This is a genomic window from Pseudomonas sp. 1L-E-NC-VB-C3, from assembly GCF_057291535.1.
Window position 1 is genome coordinate 427,232 of the sequence record NZ_JBXAWD010000003.1, and the last position, 15,925, is coordinate 443,156.

Annotated in this window: 16 protein-coding genes and 1 tRNA gene; 16 read left to right on the forward strand and 1 reads right to left on the reverse strand. The window is 60.1% G+C overall.

Annotation, left to right across the window (positions count from 1 at the left end):
• Nucleotides 1–55 precede the first annotated feature (55 nt).
• The 14 genes from AC0Z5Z_RS07425 to vapC all read left to right on the forward strand — a co-directional run bounded on the left by AC0Z5Z_RS07425 (nt 56) and on the right by vapC (nt 12,321).
• Nucleotides 56–131 (forward strand) — tRNA-Phe (locus AC0Z5Z_RS07425).
• A 402-nt stretch (nt 132–533) separates the two neighbouring features.
• Nucleotides 534–1,508, forward strand: coding sequence for a 2,3-diaminopropionate biosynthesis protein SbnA (gene sbnA / locus AC0Z5Z_RS07430; RefSeq protein WP_252868631.1), 975 nt, complete (start codon nt 534–536; stop codon nt 1,506–1,508).
• Nucleotides 1,509–1,513: 5 nt separating this feature from the next.
• A complete protein-coding gene (sbnB, locus tag AC0Z5Z_RS07435) occupies nt 1,514–2,545 on the forward strand; it encodes a 2,3-diaminopropionate biosynthesis protein SbnB (RefSeq protein WP_485610920.1) in 1,032 nt (343 codons plus the stop codon).
• Nucleotides 2,539–4,320 (forward strand): FAD/NAD(P)-binding protein, encoded by a 1,782-nt coding sequence (locus tag AC0Z5Z_RS07440; protein ID WP_485610921.1) that lies wholly within the window; start codon nt 2,539–2,541, stop codon nt 4,318–4,320. Before sbnB ends, AC0Z5Z_RS07440 begins: the two co-directional genes overlap by 7 nt.
• The gene (locus AC0Z5Z_RS07445) at nt 4,317–4,931 is read left to right on the forward strand and encodes a glutathione S-transferase family protein (protein ID WP_056787214.1); all 615 of its coding nucleotides are present in this window, start codon (nt 4,317–4,319) and stop codon (nt 4,929–4,931) included. Before AC0Z5Z_RS07440 ends, AC0Z5Z_RS07445 begins: the two co-directional genes overlap by 4 nt.
• A gap of 15 nt (nt 4,932–4,946) precedes the next feature.
• The gene (locus AC0Z5Z_RS07450; protein ID WP_041477518.1) at nt 4,947–6,371 is read left to right on the forward strand and encodes an L-lactate permease; all 1,425 of its coding nucleotides are present in this window, start codon (nt 4,947–4,949) and stop codon (nt 6,369–6,371) included.
• Nucleotides 6,372–6,398: 27 nt separating this feature from the next.
• The gene (locus AC0Z5Z_RS07455; RefSeq protein ID WP_485610922.1) at nt 6,399–7,877 is read left to right on the forward strand and encodes an aminotransferase-like domain-containing protein; all 1,479 of its coding nucleotides are present in this window, start codon (nt 6,399–6,401) and stop codon (nt 7,875–7,877) included.
• A gap of 22 nt (nt 7,878–7,899) precedes the next feature.
• Nucleotides 7,900–8,244, forward strand: coding sequence for a hypothetical protein (locus AC0Z5Z_RS07460; RefSeq protein WP_256808525.1), 345 nt, complete (start codon nt 7,900–7,902; stop codon nt 8,242–8,244).
• Between the two features lie 280 nt (nt 8,245–8,524).
• Complete coding sequence (locus AC0Z5Z_RS07465) at nt 8,525–9,583, forward strand: PDDEXK nuclease domain-containing protein (RefSeq protein ID WP_256808527.1); 1,059 nt, start codon at nt 8,525–8,527, stop codon at nt 9,581–9,583.
• A gap of 106 nt (nt 9,584–9,689) precedes the next feature.
• The gene (locus tag AC0Z5Z_RS07470) at nt 9,690–10,625 is read left to right on the forward strand and encodes an alpha/beta hydrolase family protein (RefSeq protein ID WP_256584334.1); all 936 of its coding nucleotides are present in this window, start codon (nt 9,690–9,692) and stop codon (nt 10,623–10,625) included.
• 29 nt (nt 10,626–10,654) lie between these two features.
• Nucleotides 10,655–11,068, forward strand: a complete 414-nt coding sequence (locus tag AC0Z5Z_RS07475) for a hypothetical protein (protein WP_236168218.1) — start codon at nt 10,655–10,657, stop codon at nt 11,066–11,068.
• A gap of 6 nt (nt 11,069–11,074) precedes the next feature.
• Nucleotides 11,075–11,527 (forward strand): hypothetical protein, encoded by a 453-nt coding sequence (locus tag AC0Z5Z_RS07480; RefSeq protein WP_056787197.1) that lies wholly within the window; start codon nt 11,075–11,077, stop codon nt 11,525–11,527.
• A gap of 165 nt (nt 11,528–11,692) precedes the next feature.
• A complete protein-coding gene (gene vapB, locus AC0Z5Z_RS07485; RefSeq protein ID WP_024011210.1) occupies nt 11,693–11,923 on the forward strand; it encodes a type II toxin-antitoxin system VapB family antitoxin in 231 nt (76 codons plus the stop codon).
• Nucleotides 11,923–12,321, forward strand: coding sequence for a type II toxin-antitoxin system tRNA(fMet)-specific endonuclease VapC (gene vapC, locus AC0Z5Z_RS07490; protein WP_150637947.1), 399 nt, complete (start codon nt 11,923–11,925; stop codon nt 12,319–12,321). Before vapB ends, vapC begins: the two co-directional genes overlap by 1 nt.
• Nucleotides 12,322–12,399: 78 nt before the next feature.
• Here the strand turns inward: vapC and gabP are convergent, their stop codons facing one another.
• A complete protein-coding gene (gene gabP / locus AC0Z5Z_RS07495) occupies nt 12,400–13,791 on the reverse strand; it encodes a GABA permease (protein WP_016772141.1) in 1,392 nt (463 codons plus the stop codon).
• Nucleotides 13,792–14,334: 543 nt separating this feature from the next.
• Between gabP and AC0Z5Z_RS07500 the strand changes: the two genes are divergently transcribed.
• Entirely contained in the window at nt 14,335–15,108 is a 774-nt protein-coding gene (locus AC0Z5Z_RS07500) for an ABC transporter ATP-binding protein (RefSeq protein WP_024011209.1), read from the forward strand.
• 13 nt (nt 15,109–15,121) lie between these two features.
• Nucleotides 15,122–15,874: an ABC transporter substrate-binding protein gene (locus AC0Z5Z_RS07505; RefSeq protein WP_150741763.1), complete on the forward strand. Its 753-nt coding sequence runs from the start codon at nt 15,122–15,124 to the stop codon at nt 15,872–15,874.
• The last annotated feature ends 51 nt before the right edge of the window (nt 15,875–15,925 follow it).

A 15,925-nucleotide genomic window follows, 5' to 3' on the forward strand; every position in this document is an offset into this window, starting at 1 on the left:
AATTTTCAAAAAGTCGTTGACGTAAATCTGAAAAACCCTTTTAATGCGCCCCGTTGCCCAGATAGCTCAGTCGGTAGAGCAGGGGATTGAAAATCCCCGTGTCGGCGGTTCGATTCCGTCTCTGGGCACCAAATACCGAAAACCCTGAATCGCAAGATTCAGGGTTTTTTTATGCCTGCGATTTGATTCCCCTCCCCTCGTCCCCTTCGATACACCCGGATTCCAGCTGTACTGGAAAAAACCCGAAATCTGTATCTCTCCGTGTAGATGGCGTTTCGCCAATACTTCAAGCAAGCCTTGGCGAGCCAATGACTGGCTCTACTTTGCGCCCCGCAACACTCTGGACTCCTGTAGCCCTCAGAGCGCAAACCCTGATTTTTTGAATCGATCGGCGTCGCCCGCAAGGTCACTTCCTGTCCAGCAAAAAAATCTGAACCCAACCCACAGGCGGACTGCAGTTACTGCTTTTCAAACATTCCAGGATGAATGCTGGCGCCCCCGTGCGCCCGGCAAAAGAGCGAAACGGACGACGTATGATCAAGCAACTCATCAATGAAGACAGTTATGTGCAGATCGGCGATCTTTGCAGCGCAACGATCCAGCTGAAAATCGAAGGACTGAATCCCGCCGGCTCCATCAAGCTGAAGACTGCGCACGCGCTGATCACTGATCTTGAAGTCCGCGGACTGATCAACCACAAGACCCGCCTTATCGAATCCTCATCGGGGAATCTGGGCGTTGCGCTGGCTATGGTCTGCGCCGCCAAGGGCTACAAGTTCGTTTGCGTAATCGACCCGAATATTTCCGCGCCGAACCGCAAGCTGATTCACGCCCTTGGCGCGCAAATGCTCATGGTCGATCAGCGTGACGAGAACGGCGGTTACCTGAATTCGCGGATTCGCCTGATCGAACAACTGGTCGCTGACAACGCCGACTACATCTGGCTCAACCAGTACAAGAATCCGACCAACCCCCTCGCCCACTATCAAGCGACTGCCGGGTCCATCGCGCGCAAGTTTCCCCAGGTGGATTACCTGTTCGTCGGCGCGGGAACCACTGGCACGCTAATGGGCTGCAAGAACTACTTCGCCGAACATCATCCGCAGACCAAAGTCATTGCCGTCGATACCGTCGGCTCGGTGACGTTCGGCCTGCCGGGCGGCACGCGCCATATCCCGGGGCTCGGCACCAGCCGCCTGCCGGAGATATTCGAGTCGTCGGGCATTCACGACTTCCTGTCGATTCCCGAGGAACAGACGATCAAGGTCTGCCGTTGGCTGGCGCAACGCTACGGCCTGCTCTTCGGCGGCTCCACCGGCACTGTGCTCGCGGGCATCCGCCAGTGGGCGCCGCATATCCGGCCCGACGATGTCGTGGTGGCGATCTCCCCCGACATGGGTGAGCGCTATCTCGAAACCATCTACTCCGACGACTGGGTCACCCAGCGGATCGGCGCAACCGCACTGCAGCCCCTTTTCCCTGAAATCGCTCTGGCACTCTCGGCGTAATCCTCATGACCACACAGAATCCGATCCAGCCGTTCCACGTCATCCCCGGCGCTGTCGTCAAAGACATCCTCAACGGGCTGCGGCATGCAACCATCGACATGGTGGCGCAGACCTACCTGACCCACGAGCGTGGCGAAACCGTTAACCCCGACAGTTACTTTTTGCGTTTCCCTGCGCAACCGGCGAACCGGATCATTGCGCTGCCGGCGGCCATCGTCGACAGCAAGGGCGATCAATCCGTCTCCGGGATCAAGTGGATTGCCAGTTATCCCGACAACATCAAGTCAGGCATTCCGCGCGCATCTGCCGTGCTGATTCTCAACGACCCGCAGACCGGTTATCCCTACGCCCTGCTCGAAGGTGCGCTGATCAGTGCCGTGCGCACGGCGGCGTCGGCGGTATTGGGTGCCTGGTGGCTGAATGGCCAGAACCGCCACGCGGCGACACTTTCGATCATTGGTGGCGGGGTAATCTCAAGAAATACCCTCGGGACTTTCGTCGCCGACGACTGGTCCTTCGACAGCGTGGGCATTCACGATCTCAACGGGGAATCGGCGCAAGCCCTCGCGGAATTTGGTGAACAACTGGGCCTGCCGGATGTACGCCTGCTGTCGCTCGAAGAAGCACTGACTGCCGACATCGTGGTGTTCGCCACCAGCGCGGGCGAGCCGTACGTAAAAGGCCAGGGCACGTTCCGCCCGGGGCAGATTGTTCTGAACATCTCGCTGCGGGATATCGGCGCTGAAATCATCGCGGAAAGTTACAACTACTTCGACGACATCACCCATTGCCTGAAGGCCAATACCTCACCGCATCTGGCCGAGCAGCAATACGGCCATCGCGACTTTGTCACCGGCACAGTGGCGCAGCTGATTCGCGGTGACCTGCATGTCGCCCAAGACAAACCGCTGATCTATTCGCCATTCGGCATGGGCATTCTCGATCTCGCGATTGGCCGGATGATCCACGACATTGCGGTGGCGGCCGGTACGGCAATTGCCATCCCGTCATTTTTTGGCGAGGAGCGCAGATGGTGAAGGCGCCTGTGCACATCGGCCTGGTCGGCTGCGGTTCGCGCGGATTGTCGATATTCGAGCGCCTGTTGAGCCGCGCCGAGGAACGCCCGCAACAACCGGTGTTCATCGACATCTTCGAGCCCAACGTGCTCGGCAGCGGCGCGCACTGGCCCGATCAACCGGACTACCTGCTGCTCAACACCGTCGCCGGTCAGCTCGGGGTATTTCCCGACGCAGCAGCGTTCGGTGATCTGACCGACGCCCGGGAACGACCAGGGCCGGACTTTCTCGCGTGGTGCAGAGCCCGGCGCGTCAAGGTTGACCCCGACAGTGGCCTGCTCGCCGCCGACGGTCGCGACGTCGAGCCGGAGGATTTTCTGCCACGGCACCTGCTCGGCGCTTATCTGGCCGACGCCTTCACGCGGATCCTCGCGACCGCACCCGCCTGGGTCACGGTCAATCTGCATCGGCATCAGGTCACGGCGGTCGAGCGCAACGAGAATCAGCAATACATTCTGCTGACCGCCGAAGGCGCTGCGGTGACGGTGGATCGTCTGATGCTGACCGTTGGCCACACCGGACGCCTGCGCCTGGCGGGGCAGAACCGGGTCGACAACGTTTACCCGCTGCCGGGCAGCCTCACCACCGTCGAGCCCGGCGAAACGGTGTTGATCGAAGGGTTGGGCCTGGGCGCCATGGACACCCTGGCGGCGCTGACGGCTGGCAGAGGCGGGATCTACAAACCCATGGCTGATGGCAGTCACACTTACCAGCCTTCGGGTCAGGAGCCGGTGATCTTCATTCAGTCGCGGGACGGGCTGCCGTTTCGCACGCGTCCCAATGGCTTGATCGGCTTCCCCCGCCATAGCGCCGTGCTGCTCACGAGCGAGCGTATCGAATCGTTGCGGGTCAACGCGCACAACCGCCGACTGGATTTCGAACGGGACATTCTGCCGCTGATGCTGCTGGAGATGCGTGCCGCTGCGGTCGCCGTTCTGCATAAACCTTCAGCGCCACAACAGCTGCTTGAGCAGCTCAGAACCGTCAGCGTTGTCGGCCCAGCAGGGGTTGTCGCCTGCGAAGCTTTGCTGCGCGAGTTCGAAACGATTGCCGGGGCAATCAATCCGCTGGAGCTGATCTGCCACGCACTGCCCGACAGCGTGACGCCTTACAACTATCACGCATGGATTTACGACACCCTCGAAGCCGACTTGCATGAAGCACGTCTGGGACGCGGCGCGTCGCCGATCAAAGCCGCCATCGAAGTCTGGCGCGACTTGCGCGACCGGCTGCGTGAGGCGGTCGATTTCGATGGGCTCACCGAAGATTCGCATCGGCAGTTCTATGGCCGCTGGCACAAGGCGATCAACCGTCTGGTCGCCGGCCCGCAGAAGGAGCGCCACGCCGATCTGCTCGCGCTGTGTGATGCCGGTTTGCTGACCTTTCTCAAGCCCGGCTCACGCCCCGCGATCGATCACTTCAAGCGAGTCGCCGGTTACGTCCAGAGCAGCGGCGTCACCCACAGCGACTGCGCACCTGTGCGCGACCTCGCGCGCCTGGGCCTTGTGCGTCCACGCACCGATGTGCCGGGCATCGACGGCATCGATGTCGACGCGGCGTCCAACCCCAAGTCGAACAGCGGCGAAACGGTGCGTGACATCTGGGTGCTGGGTCCGCTCGCTGAAGGCTCCTGTTATTACAACCACTACGTCACCTCGGCGGGCGCACCTTCGCGGCTGTTCATGGACGCCCATCGAGTCGCCACCGCCATCCTTGAGACAGGAACTCGCGCATGAAACTCTATTATCAGACGCATTCGCCGTACGCCCGCAAGGTGTTGGTGCTGGCTCACGAACTTGGCATCGCATCGAGCCTTGAGGTGATACATCACGAGACCAGCCCGACTTCACCGAACGCGACCATTTACCAGGCCAACCCCTTGGGTAAAGTGCCGGTGCTGATGCTGCCCGACGACAGCGCACTGTTCGATTCCATCGTGATTTGCGAATACCTCGATGACCTGAGCAATGGCCGTAAATTTATCCCGGCCAGCGGCCCCGAGCGCTACAAGGCGCTGCGCCTGCAGGCATTGGCGCAGGGCATGTGCGACGTCGGCATCAAGCTGCGCTGGGAAGTCGAGCGGCGCCCCGAGGCTTTGCGCTATCCGGCGTACGCGGACGGCCAGGCCTACAAACTCAAGGAGGCGTATCGCTTCATCGAAGAGCACGTCGACCTCAATGGCCCGATCACCGTTGGCCACATCGCCTTGGCGACCGCGCTGGACTGGATCGCTTTCCGTCAACTCTCGGACTTCTCGGCGCAAGCACGCCTGAGCGAGTGGTATCAGACGTTCTGCCAGCGCGCGTCCATGCGGGCGACCGAGTACAGCGGACAGACGCACGATTAAGCCAAGGAAACCGCTATGAGCTCTCTCTTGCTGCAAATGTCACCGATCGCGCTGGTGATCGCGCTGATCCTGATCCTCCGGCGTCCGCCGGTACAGGCCGCGCTGGCCGGTGTGGTGCTGGTGCTGGTGCTGTGGGCACTGGGCGCTGCCGGGCCGGTGTCGGCGGCGATCTCCTCGGCGATTTTTCAGGACACCACGATCCTGTTTCTCAGCACCGCGTGCGTCATCGTCCCAGGGCTGGCCTTCGTCATTCTGGTCGAGCGCGGCGGCGCGCCACAGGCCATCGGCGCGTGGGTCAAGGAACTCGGCTGGACACCCCCGGCGCAGGTGATTTTCATCGTGCTGGGTCTGGCGCCGCTGCTGGAAGCGATGACCGGCTTCGGCGTTTCGCTGATCGCCACGGTGCCGCTGCTGATGGGGCTTTTCACTCGCCAGTCGGGGATGAAAATCGCTCTCGCCGGCATGGTGATCATGCCGTGGGGCACGCTGGGTCTGGCGACGGTAATCGGCGCCCTGCTGGCGCACCTGCCGGCGCAAACCCTCGGTAGCCATTCGGCGCTGATCAGCGCGCCGGTGTTCCTCTGCCTGGCGTCGCTGGCCTTGTGGCAGGCCGGCATCCGCAGGATTACTCCGTGGCTGGGGCTGATCGTCGTGACCGCCCTGTTCGTTGCCGTGCTGTATTGCGTCAACCTGTGGGTCGGCCCGGAAGTTTCCGGTGTGCTGGCCGGGCTGGCTGTGGCTTGCGTCGGCCTGGGCATCTCCTGGGCGCAACGGAAAAAACTGGTGCGCTGGCCGAGCGCGGCATGGCCTTATCTGGCCTTGCTGGGAGTGATTGTGGCGTCGCGCGGATTGTTCGTGCTGTCGGGTTGGGATGGCCTGTGGGTCATCAGGGGCGAACACGTTTCATGGAAGCCATTGGCGTCTCCAGGGCTGGCGCTGCTGATCGTGACCGTGCTGATGGCGTTCAGGCAAACAGCAGGCGCCGGATTTCCTTGGCAAGCGCTGTTGAACCGGGCGAAGTTTCCCGTCACGACAATCTTCCTGTTCCTGCTGCTCTCCCAGGTGATGGTCAACGCCGGATTCCTCGTCGAGGCGCAAAGCGCATTGCAATCCATGTCGGGTATTTCGCTGGCGCCGACGATCGCCCTGCTGGCAGGGATTGCCGGTTATGTCACCGGCTCCAACGTCGGCGGCAACACGCTGGTGATGCCGTCCATCGCCGCGCTGAGCAGCGAACACGGGGCGTGGCTGGCGGCAATGGTCAACAGCGCCGCCGGCCATGGCGCACTTGGCTCGCTGTCGATTCTGTCGTTGATCACCGGACTTGCCGGGGCCAACCGCCAGGAAGAAAACAGCCTGATCCGCTTCGCCTTCGGTCTGGTGGCGCTGAACATCGTCATAGTTGCTGCAACGGGGATCGTTTTGCTCTACTTTCTGTGAATTGTTTCGAATCATCACAGAGAACTTATGGACAGGTTTGATTTGCCGGACAAGCGCTGGCGGATAGTCAAGGACTGGATTATTCGCCAGATCGACAGCGGTGACCTGGCGGCCGAGGCGAAACTGCCGTCAATCCGCGTTCTGGCGCGGATGTTCGAGACCAGCATCACCACGGTGCAGCGGGCGCTGGCCGATCTCGAGGCCGACGCCTACGTCTCGACGGTGCCGCGCGTCGGCTACTTCGTCTCGGCATCAGGGCGGGCAAAACCGTCCGGCGCTTTCGACTTTTCCAGTGTCACCGTCAACGTCAATCATGCTGTGGTTGCGATGCTCTCCGAGGCGGCCTCGCGCACCACCGCATCGCTGAATTCGGCCGTCCTGCACAGCGATCTCACGCCCAACGTGTTGCTCAACAAATGCCTCTCGGTGTTGGCCGCCAGGACCGACAACGCGCTGAGCGGTCTGGTCGCGCCACCCGGCCTTCCCGCGCTGCGAAGGCGTATTGCCGGCCTGATGCTGACCCGCGGTGTAGTCTGCGGGCCGGACGATATTCTGGTGACGTCGGGCGACACCATCGCTCTCGAACTGGCCCTCGAAGCCGTCGCGTCGAAAGGCGCTACAGTCGCCATCGAAACCCCGACCTATTACGGCATTCTGCAGACCATCGAACGCCTGGGCATGCGCGCCTTGCCGATCCGCACCGACGGCCGCACGGGCCTGGATGTCGATCATCTGGAAGAAGCTCTGAAGCAAAAAAAGGTCGCGGTGATTTTTCTCAACCCGACGCTGCAGAATCCGCGTGGCTTCATCATGCCCGACGAAGCGCGCGCGCGACTTTCAAGGATCGCCCGGGAAGCGGATGTGCCGATCATCGAAGACGACATCTTCTTCGACCTGGTGCCCGAAGCTGATCGGCCGCGCGCCCTCAAGAGCTACGACAGCAGCGGCCAGACGATCTACTGCTCGTCCTTTTCCAAAACCATCGCGCCGGGTTATCGCGTCGGCTGGTGTCTGGCCGGCAAATACCGCAATGCCATCCTCGCGCAGATGTTTTCGCGCAACCTGGCCGTTTCCAGCCTGGCGCAAAATGTTCTCAATGAATTCATCGGCCGTGGCTACATGGACGAGCACTGCGCCAGATTGAGGTCGCAACTGTCCTCGCTGGCGAGTTTTGTCGAAGCACTGGTGCGCACGGATTTCCCGCTCGGGACCGTCTATGTGCCACCGCGCGGCGGCTTCATCCACTGGATCGAAATGCCGACACACACCGACATGCCGGCGCTGCAGCAATTGGCCACGGAGCGTGGTTGCCACGTGGCTGGCAGCGGCATCTTTTTCGCCGACGGCCAGGCTTCCACAGGCGTGCGCATTTGCCTCGGCACTACGCTGACCCCGGCGGTGATCGGCATTCTCAAGGTGATCGCCGAATGCGCCCACCTTGCCGCACGCCCGACGAGCCCGCGGCAGATGCCGACTGAACAGCTGCAAGAGCTGGCAGTTTCCTGACCGGCTTGCGCGAGCCCTGCTTATGAATCAGAAAAGAACCCGTATTCGCTTGCCGCATCCCCGGCCGTATCGCCCGAGCCGCTGGACATTCTGGCTGACGGTGCTCGCGGGAGTGCTGATCGCCTTTGCCGTGTGTCTGTCGATCTACACGCTTATCGAGAGCTGGGTCAGCGGTTCCATCACCACCAACAATCGCGGACCGCGCAGCACCTACACCTTGGCACTGCAACCTCGGCGATACTGGTTCGAGTTCATGTGGCAGAGCTTCTGGACCGCGTTCATGTTGGCCATAGGTGTGTTCGGGCTGTGGATTTATCGCAAAGGACGGGTGCGTGAGCAGAGGCCGAAGGGCAAGCGCTCGCGATGATGCAACTGGGGCGCTTTTTTGAAGCAGCCTCTTACCTGCCTGTTCCTTTCATTCCAGCGCAACACCAGATCGCTCACCGCAGCGCCGCCAACTCTGCGGCGATTGACTGGGCAAAAGTACGAAATGGACTACGGACATTTACCCTGTTACGCGCCTTCCGGTGGCAATGTCCTGCAACGCCTGTCCCACCCTTCCTTCCGAACTCGCAGGTTCGCCCGACATACCTGCGCCGCCTTCCCCGGCATGCTTGCGTCTCTGTTTCCAGAATGCGGAAGACCCGATGAGCCAGCTCAAATCTGCTGATACGCAAGACCATAAAATCGATTCACTGCTGGGCGAACTGGGCGAGCTGATTCGCCAGGCGCGGCAAAAAGTGCTACGCGCGGTCGATACGATTCAGGTGCAGACCTGTTGGCAAATCGGCCGGCATATCGTCGATTTCGAACAGAAAGGCGCTCAGCGTGCGGGTTATGGCCAGCAGTTGCTCGCGCTGCTGGCGAAGGATCTAACGGGGCAATTCGGGAAGGGATTTGATGAGCGCAATCTGCGATATATGCGTAGCTTTTATCAGTCTTTTCCAATTTGGAACGCAGTGCGTTCCGAATTGAGCTGGACCCACTACCGCCGCCTGCTACGCGTCGAGAACGAGAAAGCGCGCCTGTGGTACATGAACGAATGCGCCGACCTCAACTGGTCAAGCCGCGCCCTTGATCGTCAGATCCTGACGCTCTACTACGAGCGCCTGCTGATGAGTCAGGACAAAGCCGAGGTGGTGGAGGAAGCCACGACCAACATCGACGCGATGAAATGCAATCCGCGGGAATTCATTCGCGATCCGGTCATGCTCGAATTCCTCGGCCTGCCCTCGGCAGGCAAAGTCAGGGAAAGCGGACTCGAACAAGCCCTCATCGATCACTTGCAAAGCTTTCTGCTTGAACTTGGCAAAGGCTTTTCCTTTGTCGCCCGCCAACAACGCATCAGCACTGACGGCGTCGACCTCTATATCGATCTGGTGTTCTACAACTACCTGCTCAAGTGCTTCGTGATCATCGACCTGAAACGCGGCAAGCTCAGCGCCCGCGATGTCGGGCAGATGGACATGTATGTGCGCATGTACGACGAGCTCAAGCGCAGCGAAGGTGACAAGCCAACCGTCGGTATCATTCTCAGCGCGGAAAGCAATGACTCGGTGGCGCGCTATTCCATGCTCAAAGGCAATGAGCAACTGTTCGCCAGCAGCTACAAGACGATACTGCCGAGCGAAGAAGAGTTACGTGCTGAACTCAACCGCGAACAGGCGTTGATCGAAGAACGCATGCTCATTCAATCCAGTGAATGAACCGGCCGGATTGTTCTTGATCAGCGCGGCGACTATGGTTGGCACCTAACCGCCGAGGTCAAGCGCCATAGGCAGCAAGCCCCCATTCGAGTTGGAAGACGCAGAGTTGAGCCAACCAGTTTTGACTGCAGCTGAAGGCACGTCCTTCAAGGAAACTGCCGACGACGGCTACGCACTCGGCGGCTTCACCTGGCGCCACAGTTCGCCCGATCCTCAGCGCCCGGTAGTCATCATCAACGCCGCCACCTCGGTGCGCTGTCGGCACTATTCACGGTTCGCGGCCTACCTGTTCAGCCATGGCTGCGATGTGATGACCTACGATTACCGGGGCATTGGCGAATCACGCAGCGAATCGATCAAAGGGCTGCGTGCCTCGTGGACCGACTGGGGCGCGCTGGATTTCGAAGCGATGCTCAAACGCGCGCAGCGGGAGTTTCCCGGTCAGCCAATCGATGTGGTCGCCCATAGTTTCGGCGGTTGCGCGGCGGGCTTAGCGGAGTCGGGCAAGGTGATCCGACGGTTGGTAACCGTCGGTGCGCAGTTCGCTTATTGGCGCGATTATGCTTCCGAACAGCGCTGGCGGATGTTCGGCAAGTGGCATGTGGTCATGCCTTTGATGGCGCTGCTCTGCGGCTATTTTCCAGGCAAGCGGATCGGCTGGCTGGAGGACACGCCAACCGGCGTAGTCTGCGACTGGAGCACCCCCACTGCACGGTACGAGGATCGTCCAAGCGGTCGGGTGCTGATGAAAAAGGCGGGCGCCCTGCCCTTCGATGGCGTCCGCGCGCAGACCCTCGCCATCAGCCTCAGCGATGATCCTTACGGAACGATCCCGGCGATCGAACGCCTGCTCGGCTACTTCAGCAACGCGGCAAAAACCCATCTGCGCATTGCGCCGCAGGACATCGGCGAACGACAAGTCGGACATTTCGGCTTTTTTCGCAGCGCATACCAAGCCACACTATGGCCCATTGCTCTGACCTGGCTGCAGACCGGCGCACTGGCCGCCGATACACCCGGCCGACAAGTGCCACGCAGCTGAGCCCCTCTCAACGCACGACGGAACACATCATGGCCTCCGCCAACAAGCAGCAAAAACGCGCCACCCGGGCCAAAGCCAAGGCCAAGCAGAACCGCACCAAGCGCGCCGAAGCGCCGGTCGAGCTGGACCCGAACGACGACCGCATCGACTTCGAATCGGTGGACTTGACCGAGCTGTTCAAGAAAATGATCGACGCCGAAAAGATCAGTCAGCAAGCCATGTGCAGCGCGTTCCTCGAAGATCCGCTACTGGAACTGGTGTACGAGCAGGAAGGCGAAGAAGGCGCGATGGATTTCATCCTCGCCGCGCTGATCGAGTATCGCCAATGGTCGCAGGAAACCGACGAGGCCGGCGCGCTGGCGTGGATCGAATCTCCGGCATTCCAAGCTGACTATGTAGCGGCATCCGACGCGATCGCGGCACAAACCCAACAGAAGAACTGAGCTCCCATGGCATCCCTGAACAAGCAACAGAAACGCGCCAAACGCGCCAAGGCCAAAGCCAAGCAGATCCGTATGGTCGGGCGCAAACCGCTGGATCAGGACGAAGAGCTCGGCCACCTCGCCGAGCCGATCCCGGAATACACCCTGGCGATGTTCAGCAAAATGCGCGACGCCGAAGCCGTCAGCCGCAACGAAATGCTGCTGACCCTGCTGCGCGAACTGGCCTTCATCATCGTCGACCATCCTGAACTGCTCGACATGGAAAACGCCGACAACGAAGGCATGGCCGCCACCCACCTGGCCGCCGATATGCTCATCGACTACCGCATGTGGGCCGACGGCATGACCATCGAACAGGCCCAGGCCTGGCTGAGCGAGCCGCAGTTCATTACGGATTTCGGCGTGGCGCTGGATGCTTATGGCAAGTCGGTAGAGCCCCAGGAAGACAAGAGCGAATAAGCCCTTCTCAGAAACAAAAAACGGCCGCTAGTCATCCCTGACAGCGGCCGTTTTTGTTTGGATGGCCTAGCTACTCTTTGTCCGGTGACGATGTATATCCCATTGACATATCCCCAGCACGATCTATCCTGAGCTAATCACAGGAACAGACCCGGGAGCTCGAATATGGAGCAGACCACAATTTTCATGAGCAACAGAAGTCAGGCAGTCCGACTGCCAAAGGCAGTTGCGATGCCCGGCGACGTTAAACGAGTGGAAGTCATCGCGATTGGCAGAACACGCGTCATTACGCCTGCTGGAGAAAGCTGGGATAGCTGGTTTGATGGCGACAGCGTCAGCCCTGATTTCATGGCTAACCGTGAGCAACCCACTGAACAGGAGCGCGAGTCGTTCTGATGATCAAGTACATGCTGGATACAAATATCTGCATCTTCACCATCAAGAACAAACCACAAATTGTCCGGGAAGCCTTCAATCGACATTCCGGGCAGTTGTGCATCAGCGCTATCACGCTTATGGAGCTTATTTACGGTGCTGAAAAGTCGGCGGCCCCGGAGAAAAATCTGGCAATTGTTGAAGGATTTGTCGCGCGACTGGATGTCTTGCCTTTCGATAACGACGCAGCCGCACAGGCCGGGATGGTTCGATCTGAACTCGCGAAGGCTGGAACGCCGATCGGGCCATACGACCAAATGATCGCTGGCCACGCACGCTCACTTGGACTCATTGTAGTGACGAACAACGTACGGGAGTTTGAACGCGTTTCCGGTTTGCGAATCGAGGACTGGGTTTAACCTGACTGGAAAGCTCAGAAACAAAAACGGCCGCTAGTCATCCCTGACAGCGGCCGTTTTTACATCACGCGTTACGACTCAGTTCAACACCACCGCACCACGTTTCTCCAGCTTGCGCCGGCGCGACACCAGCAGACCGGCAGCCACCACCATCAGACTCAGCAGGCCCGTGGCAAGGATTTCCACGCGGTGGGCTTCCTGGAACAGCATGATGGTCAGCGCGGCGACAATGAAGATGATCACCGCCCAGGTCAGCCCCGGGAACAGCCACATGCTGAAGACGATTTTCTCGCCGCGCGCCATGCGCTGTTTCCGCATGCGCAGTTGCGAGAAGGCGATCACCAGGTACACCAGCAGGGCGATGGCGCCGGAGCTGGCCAGGAGGAATTCAAACACCGCGGCCGGAGCCACATAGTTGGCGAAGGTGCAGAGGAACGCTGCGCCGGTCGACAACATCACCGCCCAGTAAGGCGTACCGCTTTTATTGGTGCGGGTCGACATGGCCGGGGCATCGCCGCGCTTGCCGAGGGAAAAGAGCATGCGCGAGGAGGTGTACAGCGCCGAGTTCAGGCAACTGGTCACTGCGACCAGTACGACGATGTCGACGATCATCTTGGCGTTGGGAATGCCCATGCGCTCAAGTACGGTCTGGTAGGAACCCAGGTTGGCCAAGGTAGGATCGTTCCACGGCACCAGCGCAACCACGATGAAAATCGACACCAGATAGAACAGGCCGATCCGCCAGATCACCGAGTTGGTCGCTTTGGAAATCTGCTTGCCAGGGTCCTTCGATTCCGCCGCTGCGATGGTGACGATTTCGGTACCCATGAACGAGAACATGGTGGTCAGGATCGCGCCCAGCACAGCACCCATGCCATTGGGCAGAAAGCCGCCGCTGTCGAACAGGTGCGAAACGCCACTGACCTGGCTGGTCGGCAGGAAGCCGAAAATCGCTGCAAGGCCGAGGCCGATGAAGCCGATGATCGCAAGCACCTTGATCAGGGCGAACCAGAACTCGAACTCACCGTAATTCTTCACGCTGAACAGGTTGGTCACGGTCAGCAGCATGGTGATCACCAGCGCGAAAGCCCAAATGTCGACACCCGGGAACCACGCATGCAGGATGGTCGCGGCGGCGTTGGCTTCCAGCGGAATCACCAACACCCAGAACCACCAGTACAGCCAGCCGATGGTGAATCCGGCCCAGTGACCGATCGCGCGATCAGCGTAAGTCGAGAACGAACCGGTGTCCGGCGAAGCCACGGCCATCTCGCCGAGCATGCGCATCACCAGCACCACCAGAGTACCGGCAGCGGCGTAGGCCAGCAGCACGGCCGGGCCGGCGGCAGCAATGGCGTGGCCGGAGCCGACGAACAGACCGGCGCCGATCACACCGGCGATCGACAACATGGTCACATGACGCGGTTTGAGCCCCTGTTCGAGGCCAGTGGAGCTTGGGGTACTGCTCATAGAGACTACCTTTGCAAGGAAAGCGAGTGCGTCCGGCGCGTCTGAAAATTCTTTCTCGTAAAAAGAATCCAACGGCCTGTTCCTTATTCTGCACGCAATATTTGCGCCAAAATGTTTCAAGTCCTTGAGGGCCGGGGGCTCCGGCATCCGATGCAAGTCCTTGAGTTTAATGGCTATTCGCCAGAACGTTACCCGGCGACTCACTTTCAAGACGAATCCGCGCACCAGAAACACACAGAAAAAGTGTGCGGCGCACAGAAAAAGGGCGAATAAGGAACGTTCGGCCGGATAGCGCTTCCAACACCCCGCCAAAGCTGGCAACATCGCGCCTTTTTTTACGCGGCACCCACGGGTTTGCACGATCAAACACCCGTTCGGTTGTTGATGGGGCGACAGTCTGCTGCGCCGATGCGACAACCCGCCACATGCCACCCGTTTACCGCTCGTAGCGCTGTTGGCTGCCATTGAAACGCTATGCTAGCTTGGCCGCCTCGCCAGGAAGGCCCGCCAACAGCAGGAGCGCAACATATATGAGGAACGCACATGGCTGAGGCCACGCCCGCGCTGGAAATCCGCAACTTGCACAAACGCTACGGACAGCTGGAGGTGCTCAAAGGCATCTCGCTGACCGCCCGCGACGGCGACGTGATCTCGATCCTCGGCTCTTCCGGTTCCGGCAAGTCCACGTTCCTGCGCTGCATCAACCTGCTGGAAAACCCGCACCAGGGCCAGATCCTGGTGGCCGGTGAAGAACTCAAGCTCAAAGCCGCGAAGAACGGCGAACTGGTCGCCGCTGACGGCAAACAGATCAACCGCCTGCGCTCGGAGATTGGTTTTGTATTTCAAAACTTTAATCTGTGGCCGCACATGAGCGTGCTCGACAACGTCATCGAAGCCCCGCGCCGCGTGCTCGGCCAGAGCAAGGCCGAGGCCATCGAAGTCGCCGAAGCGTTGCTGGCCAAGGTCGGCATCGCCGACAAGCGCCACGCCTACCCGGCGCAATTGTCCGGTGGTCAGCAACAACGCGCAGCGATCGCCCGCACGCTGGCGATGCAGCCGAAGGTGATCCTGTTCGACGAACCGACCTCCGCGCTTGACCCGGAAATGGTTCAGGAAGTACTTAGTGTCATCCGCGCATTGGCCGAAGAAGGCCGCACCATGCTGCTCGTGACCCACGAAATGGGCTTCGCCCGCCAGGTTTCCAGCGAAGTGGTGTTCCTTCATCAGGGCCTTATAGAAGAGCAAGGATCGCCACAGCAGGTGTTCGACAACCCGCTTTCGGCGCGCTGCAAACAATTCATGTCCAGCAACCGCTAACGGAGCAACATGCATGCAGAATTTCAAAAAGGTCTTCCTGGCCGCCGCCGTCACCCTCGCGTTCAGCGCCGGTGCCATGGCTGAAACCCTGAAGATGGGCATCGAAGCGGCCTACCCGCCGTTCAACAATAAAGACGCCAGCGGCCAAGTGGTCGGCTTCGACAAGGAAATCGGCGACGCCCTGTGCGCGAAGATGAAAGCCGAATGTTCCGTTGTCACTTCCGACTGGGACGGCATCATTCCGGCGCTGAACGCGAAGAAGTTCGATTTCCTGATCTCCTCGCTGTCGATCACCGAAGAGCGCAAAGCCGCGGTGGACTTTACCGACCCGTACTACTCGAACAAATTGCAGTTCATCGCGCCGAAAAACGTCGACTTCAAGACCGACAAGGACTCGCTCAAGGGCAAAACCATCGGCACCCAGCGCGCAACGCTGGCCGGCACCTGGCTGGAAGACACCTACGGTGACGATATCAAGGTCAGCCTCTACGACACCCAGGAAAACGCCTACCTCGATCTGACCTCCGGTCGTGTCGACGCGATCCTCGCCGACAAGTACGCCAACTACGACTGGCTGAAAACCGACGCTGGCAAGAACTACGAGTTCAAGGGCGACCCGGTAGAGGAAAGCGACAAGATCGGTATCGCCGTGCGCAAGGGTGACAACGAACTGCGCAACAAGCTGAACGCCGCACTGAAGGAAATCGTCGCTGACGGTACCTACAAGAAAATCAACGACAAGTACTTCCCGTTCAGCATCTATTGATCTGACTTGTGGGACCGGCGCCGTAATCAAGCGGCGCCGGCTCCCGACTTT

Bases quoted from the DNA above. Each gene is read 5' to 3' on its own strand.
- sbnA (WP_252868631.1), top strand. From the start codon at position 534: ATGATCAAGCAACTCATCAATGAAGACAGTTATGTGCAGATCGGCGAT.
- sbnB (WP_485610920.1), top strand. From the start codon at position 1,514: ATGACCACACAGAATCCGATCCAGCCGTTCCACGTCATCCCCGGCGCT.
- AC0Z5Z_RS07440 (WP_485610921.1), top strand. From the start codon at position 2,539: ATGGTGAAGGCGCCTGTGCACATCGGCCTGGTCGGCTGCGGTTCGCGC.
- AC0Z5Z_RS07445 (WP_056787214.1), top strand. From the start codon at position 4,317: ATGAAACTCTATTATCAGACGCATTCGCCGTACGCCCGCAAGGTGTTG.
- AC0Z5Z_RS07450 (WP_041477518.1), top strand. From the start codon at position 4,947: ATGAGCTCTCTCTTGCTGCAAATGTCACCGATCGCGCTGGTGATCGCG.
- AC0Z5Z_RS07455 (WP_485610922.1), top strand. From the start codon at position 6,399: ATGGACAGGTTTGATTTGCCGGACAAGCGCTGGCGGATAGTCAAGGAC.
- AC0Z5Z_RS07460 (WP_256808525.1), top strand. From the start codon at position 7,900: ATGAATCAGAAAAGAACCCGTATTCGCTTGCCGCATCCCCGGCCGTAT.
- AC0Z5Z_RS07465 (WP_256808527.1), top strand. From the start codon at position 8,525: ATGAGCCAGCTCAAATCTGCTGATACGCAAGACCATAAAATCGATTCA.
- AC0Z5Z_RS07475 (WP_236168218.1), top strand. From the start codon at position 10,655: ATGGCCTCCGCCAACAAGCAGCAAAAACGCGCCACCCGGGCCAAAGCC.
- AC0Z5Z_RS07480 (WP_056787197.1), top strand. From the start codon at position 11,075: ATGGCATCCCTGAACAAGCAACAGAAACGCGCCAAACGCGCCAAGGCC.
- vapB (WP_024011210.1), top strand. From the start codon at position 11,693: ATGGAGCAGACCACAATTTTCATGAGCAACAGAAGTCAGGCAGTCCGA.
- vapC (WP_150637947.1), top strand. From the start codon at position 11,923: ATGATCAAGTACATGCTGGATACAAATATCTGCATCTTCACCATCAAG.
- gabP (WP_016772141.1), bottom strand. From the start codon at position 13,791: ATGAGCAGTACCCCAAGCTCCACTGGCCTCGAACAGGGGCTCAAACCG.
- AC0Z5Z_RS07500 (WP_024011209.1), top strand. From the start codon at position 14,335: ATGGCTGAGGCCACGCCCGCGCTGGAAATCCGCAACTTGCACAAACGC.
- AC0Z5Z_RS07505 (WP_150741763.1), top strand. From the start codon at position 15,122: ATGCAGAATTTCAAAAAGGTCTTCCTGGCCGCCGCCGTCACCCTCGCG.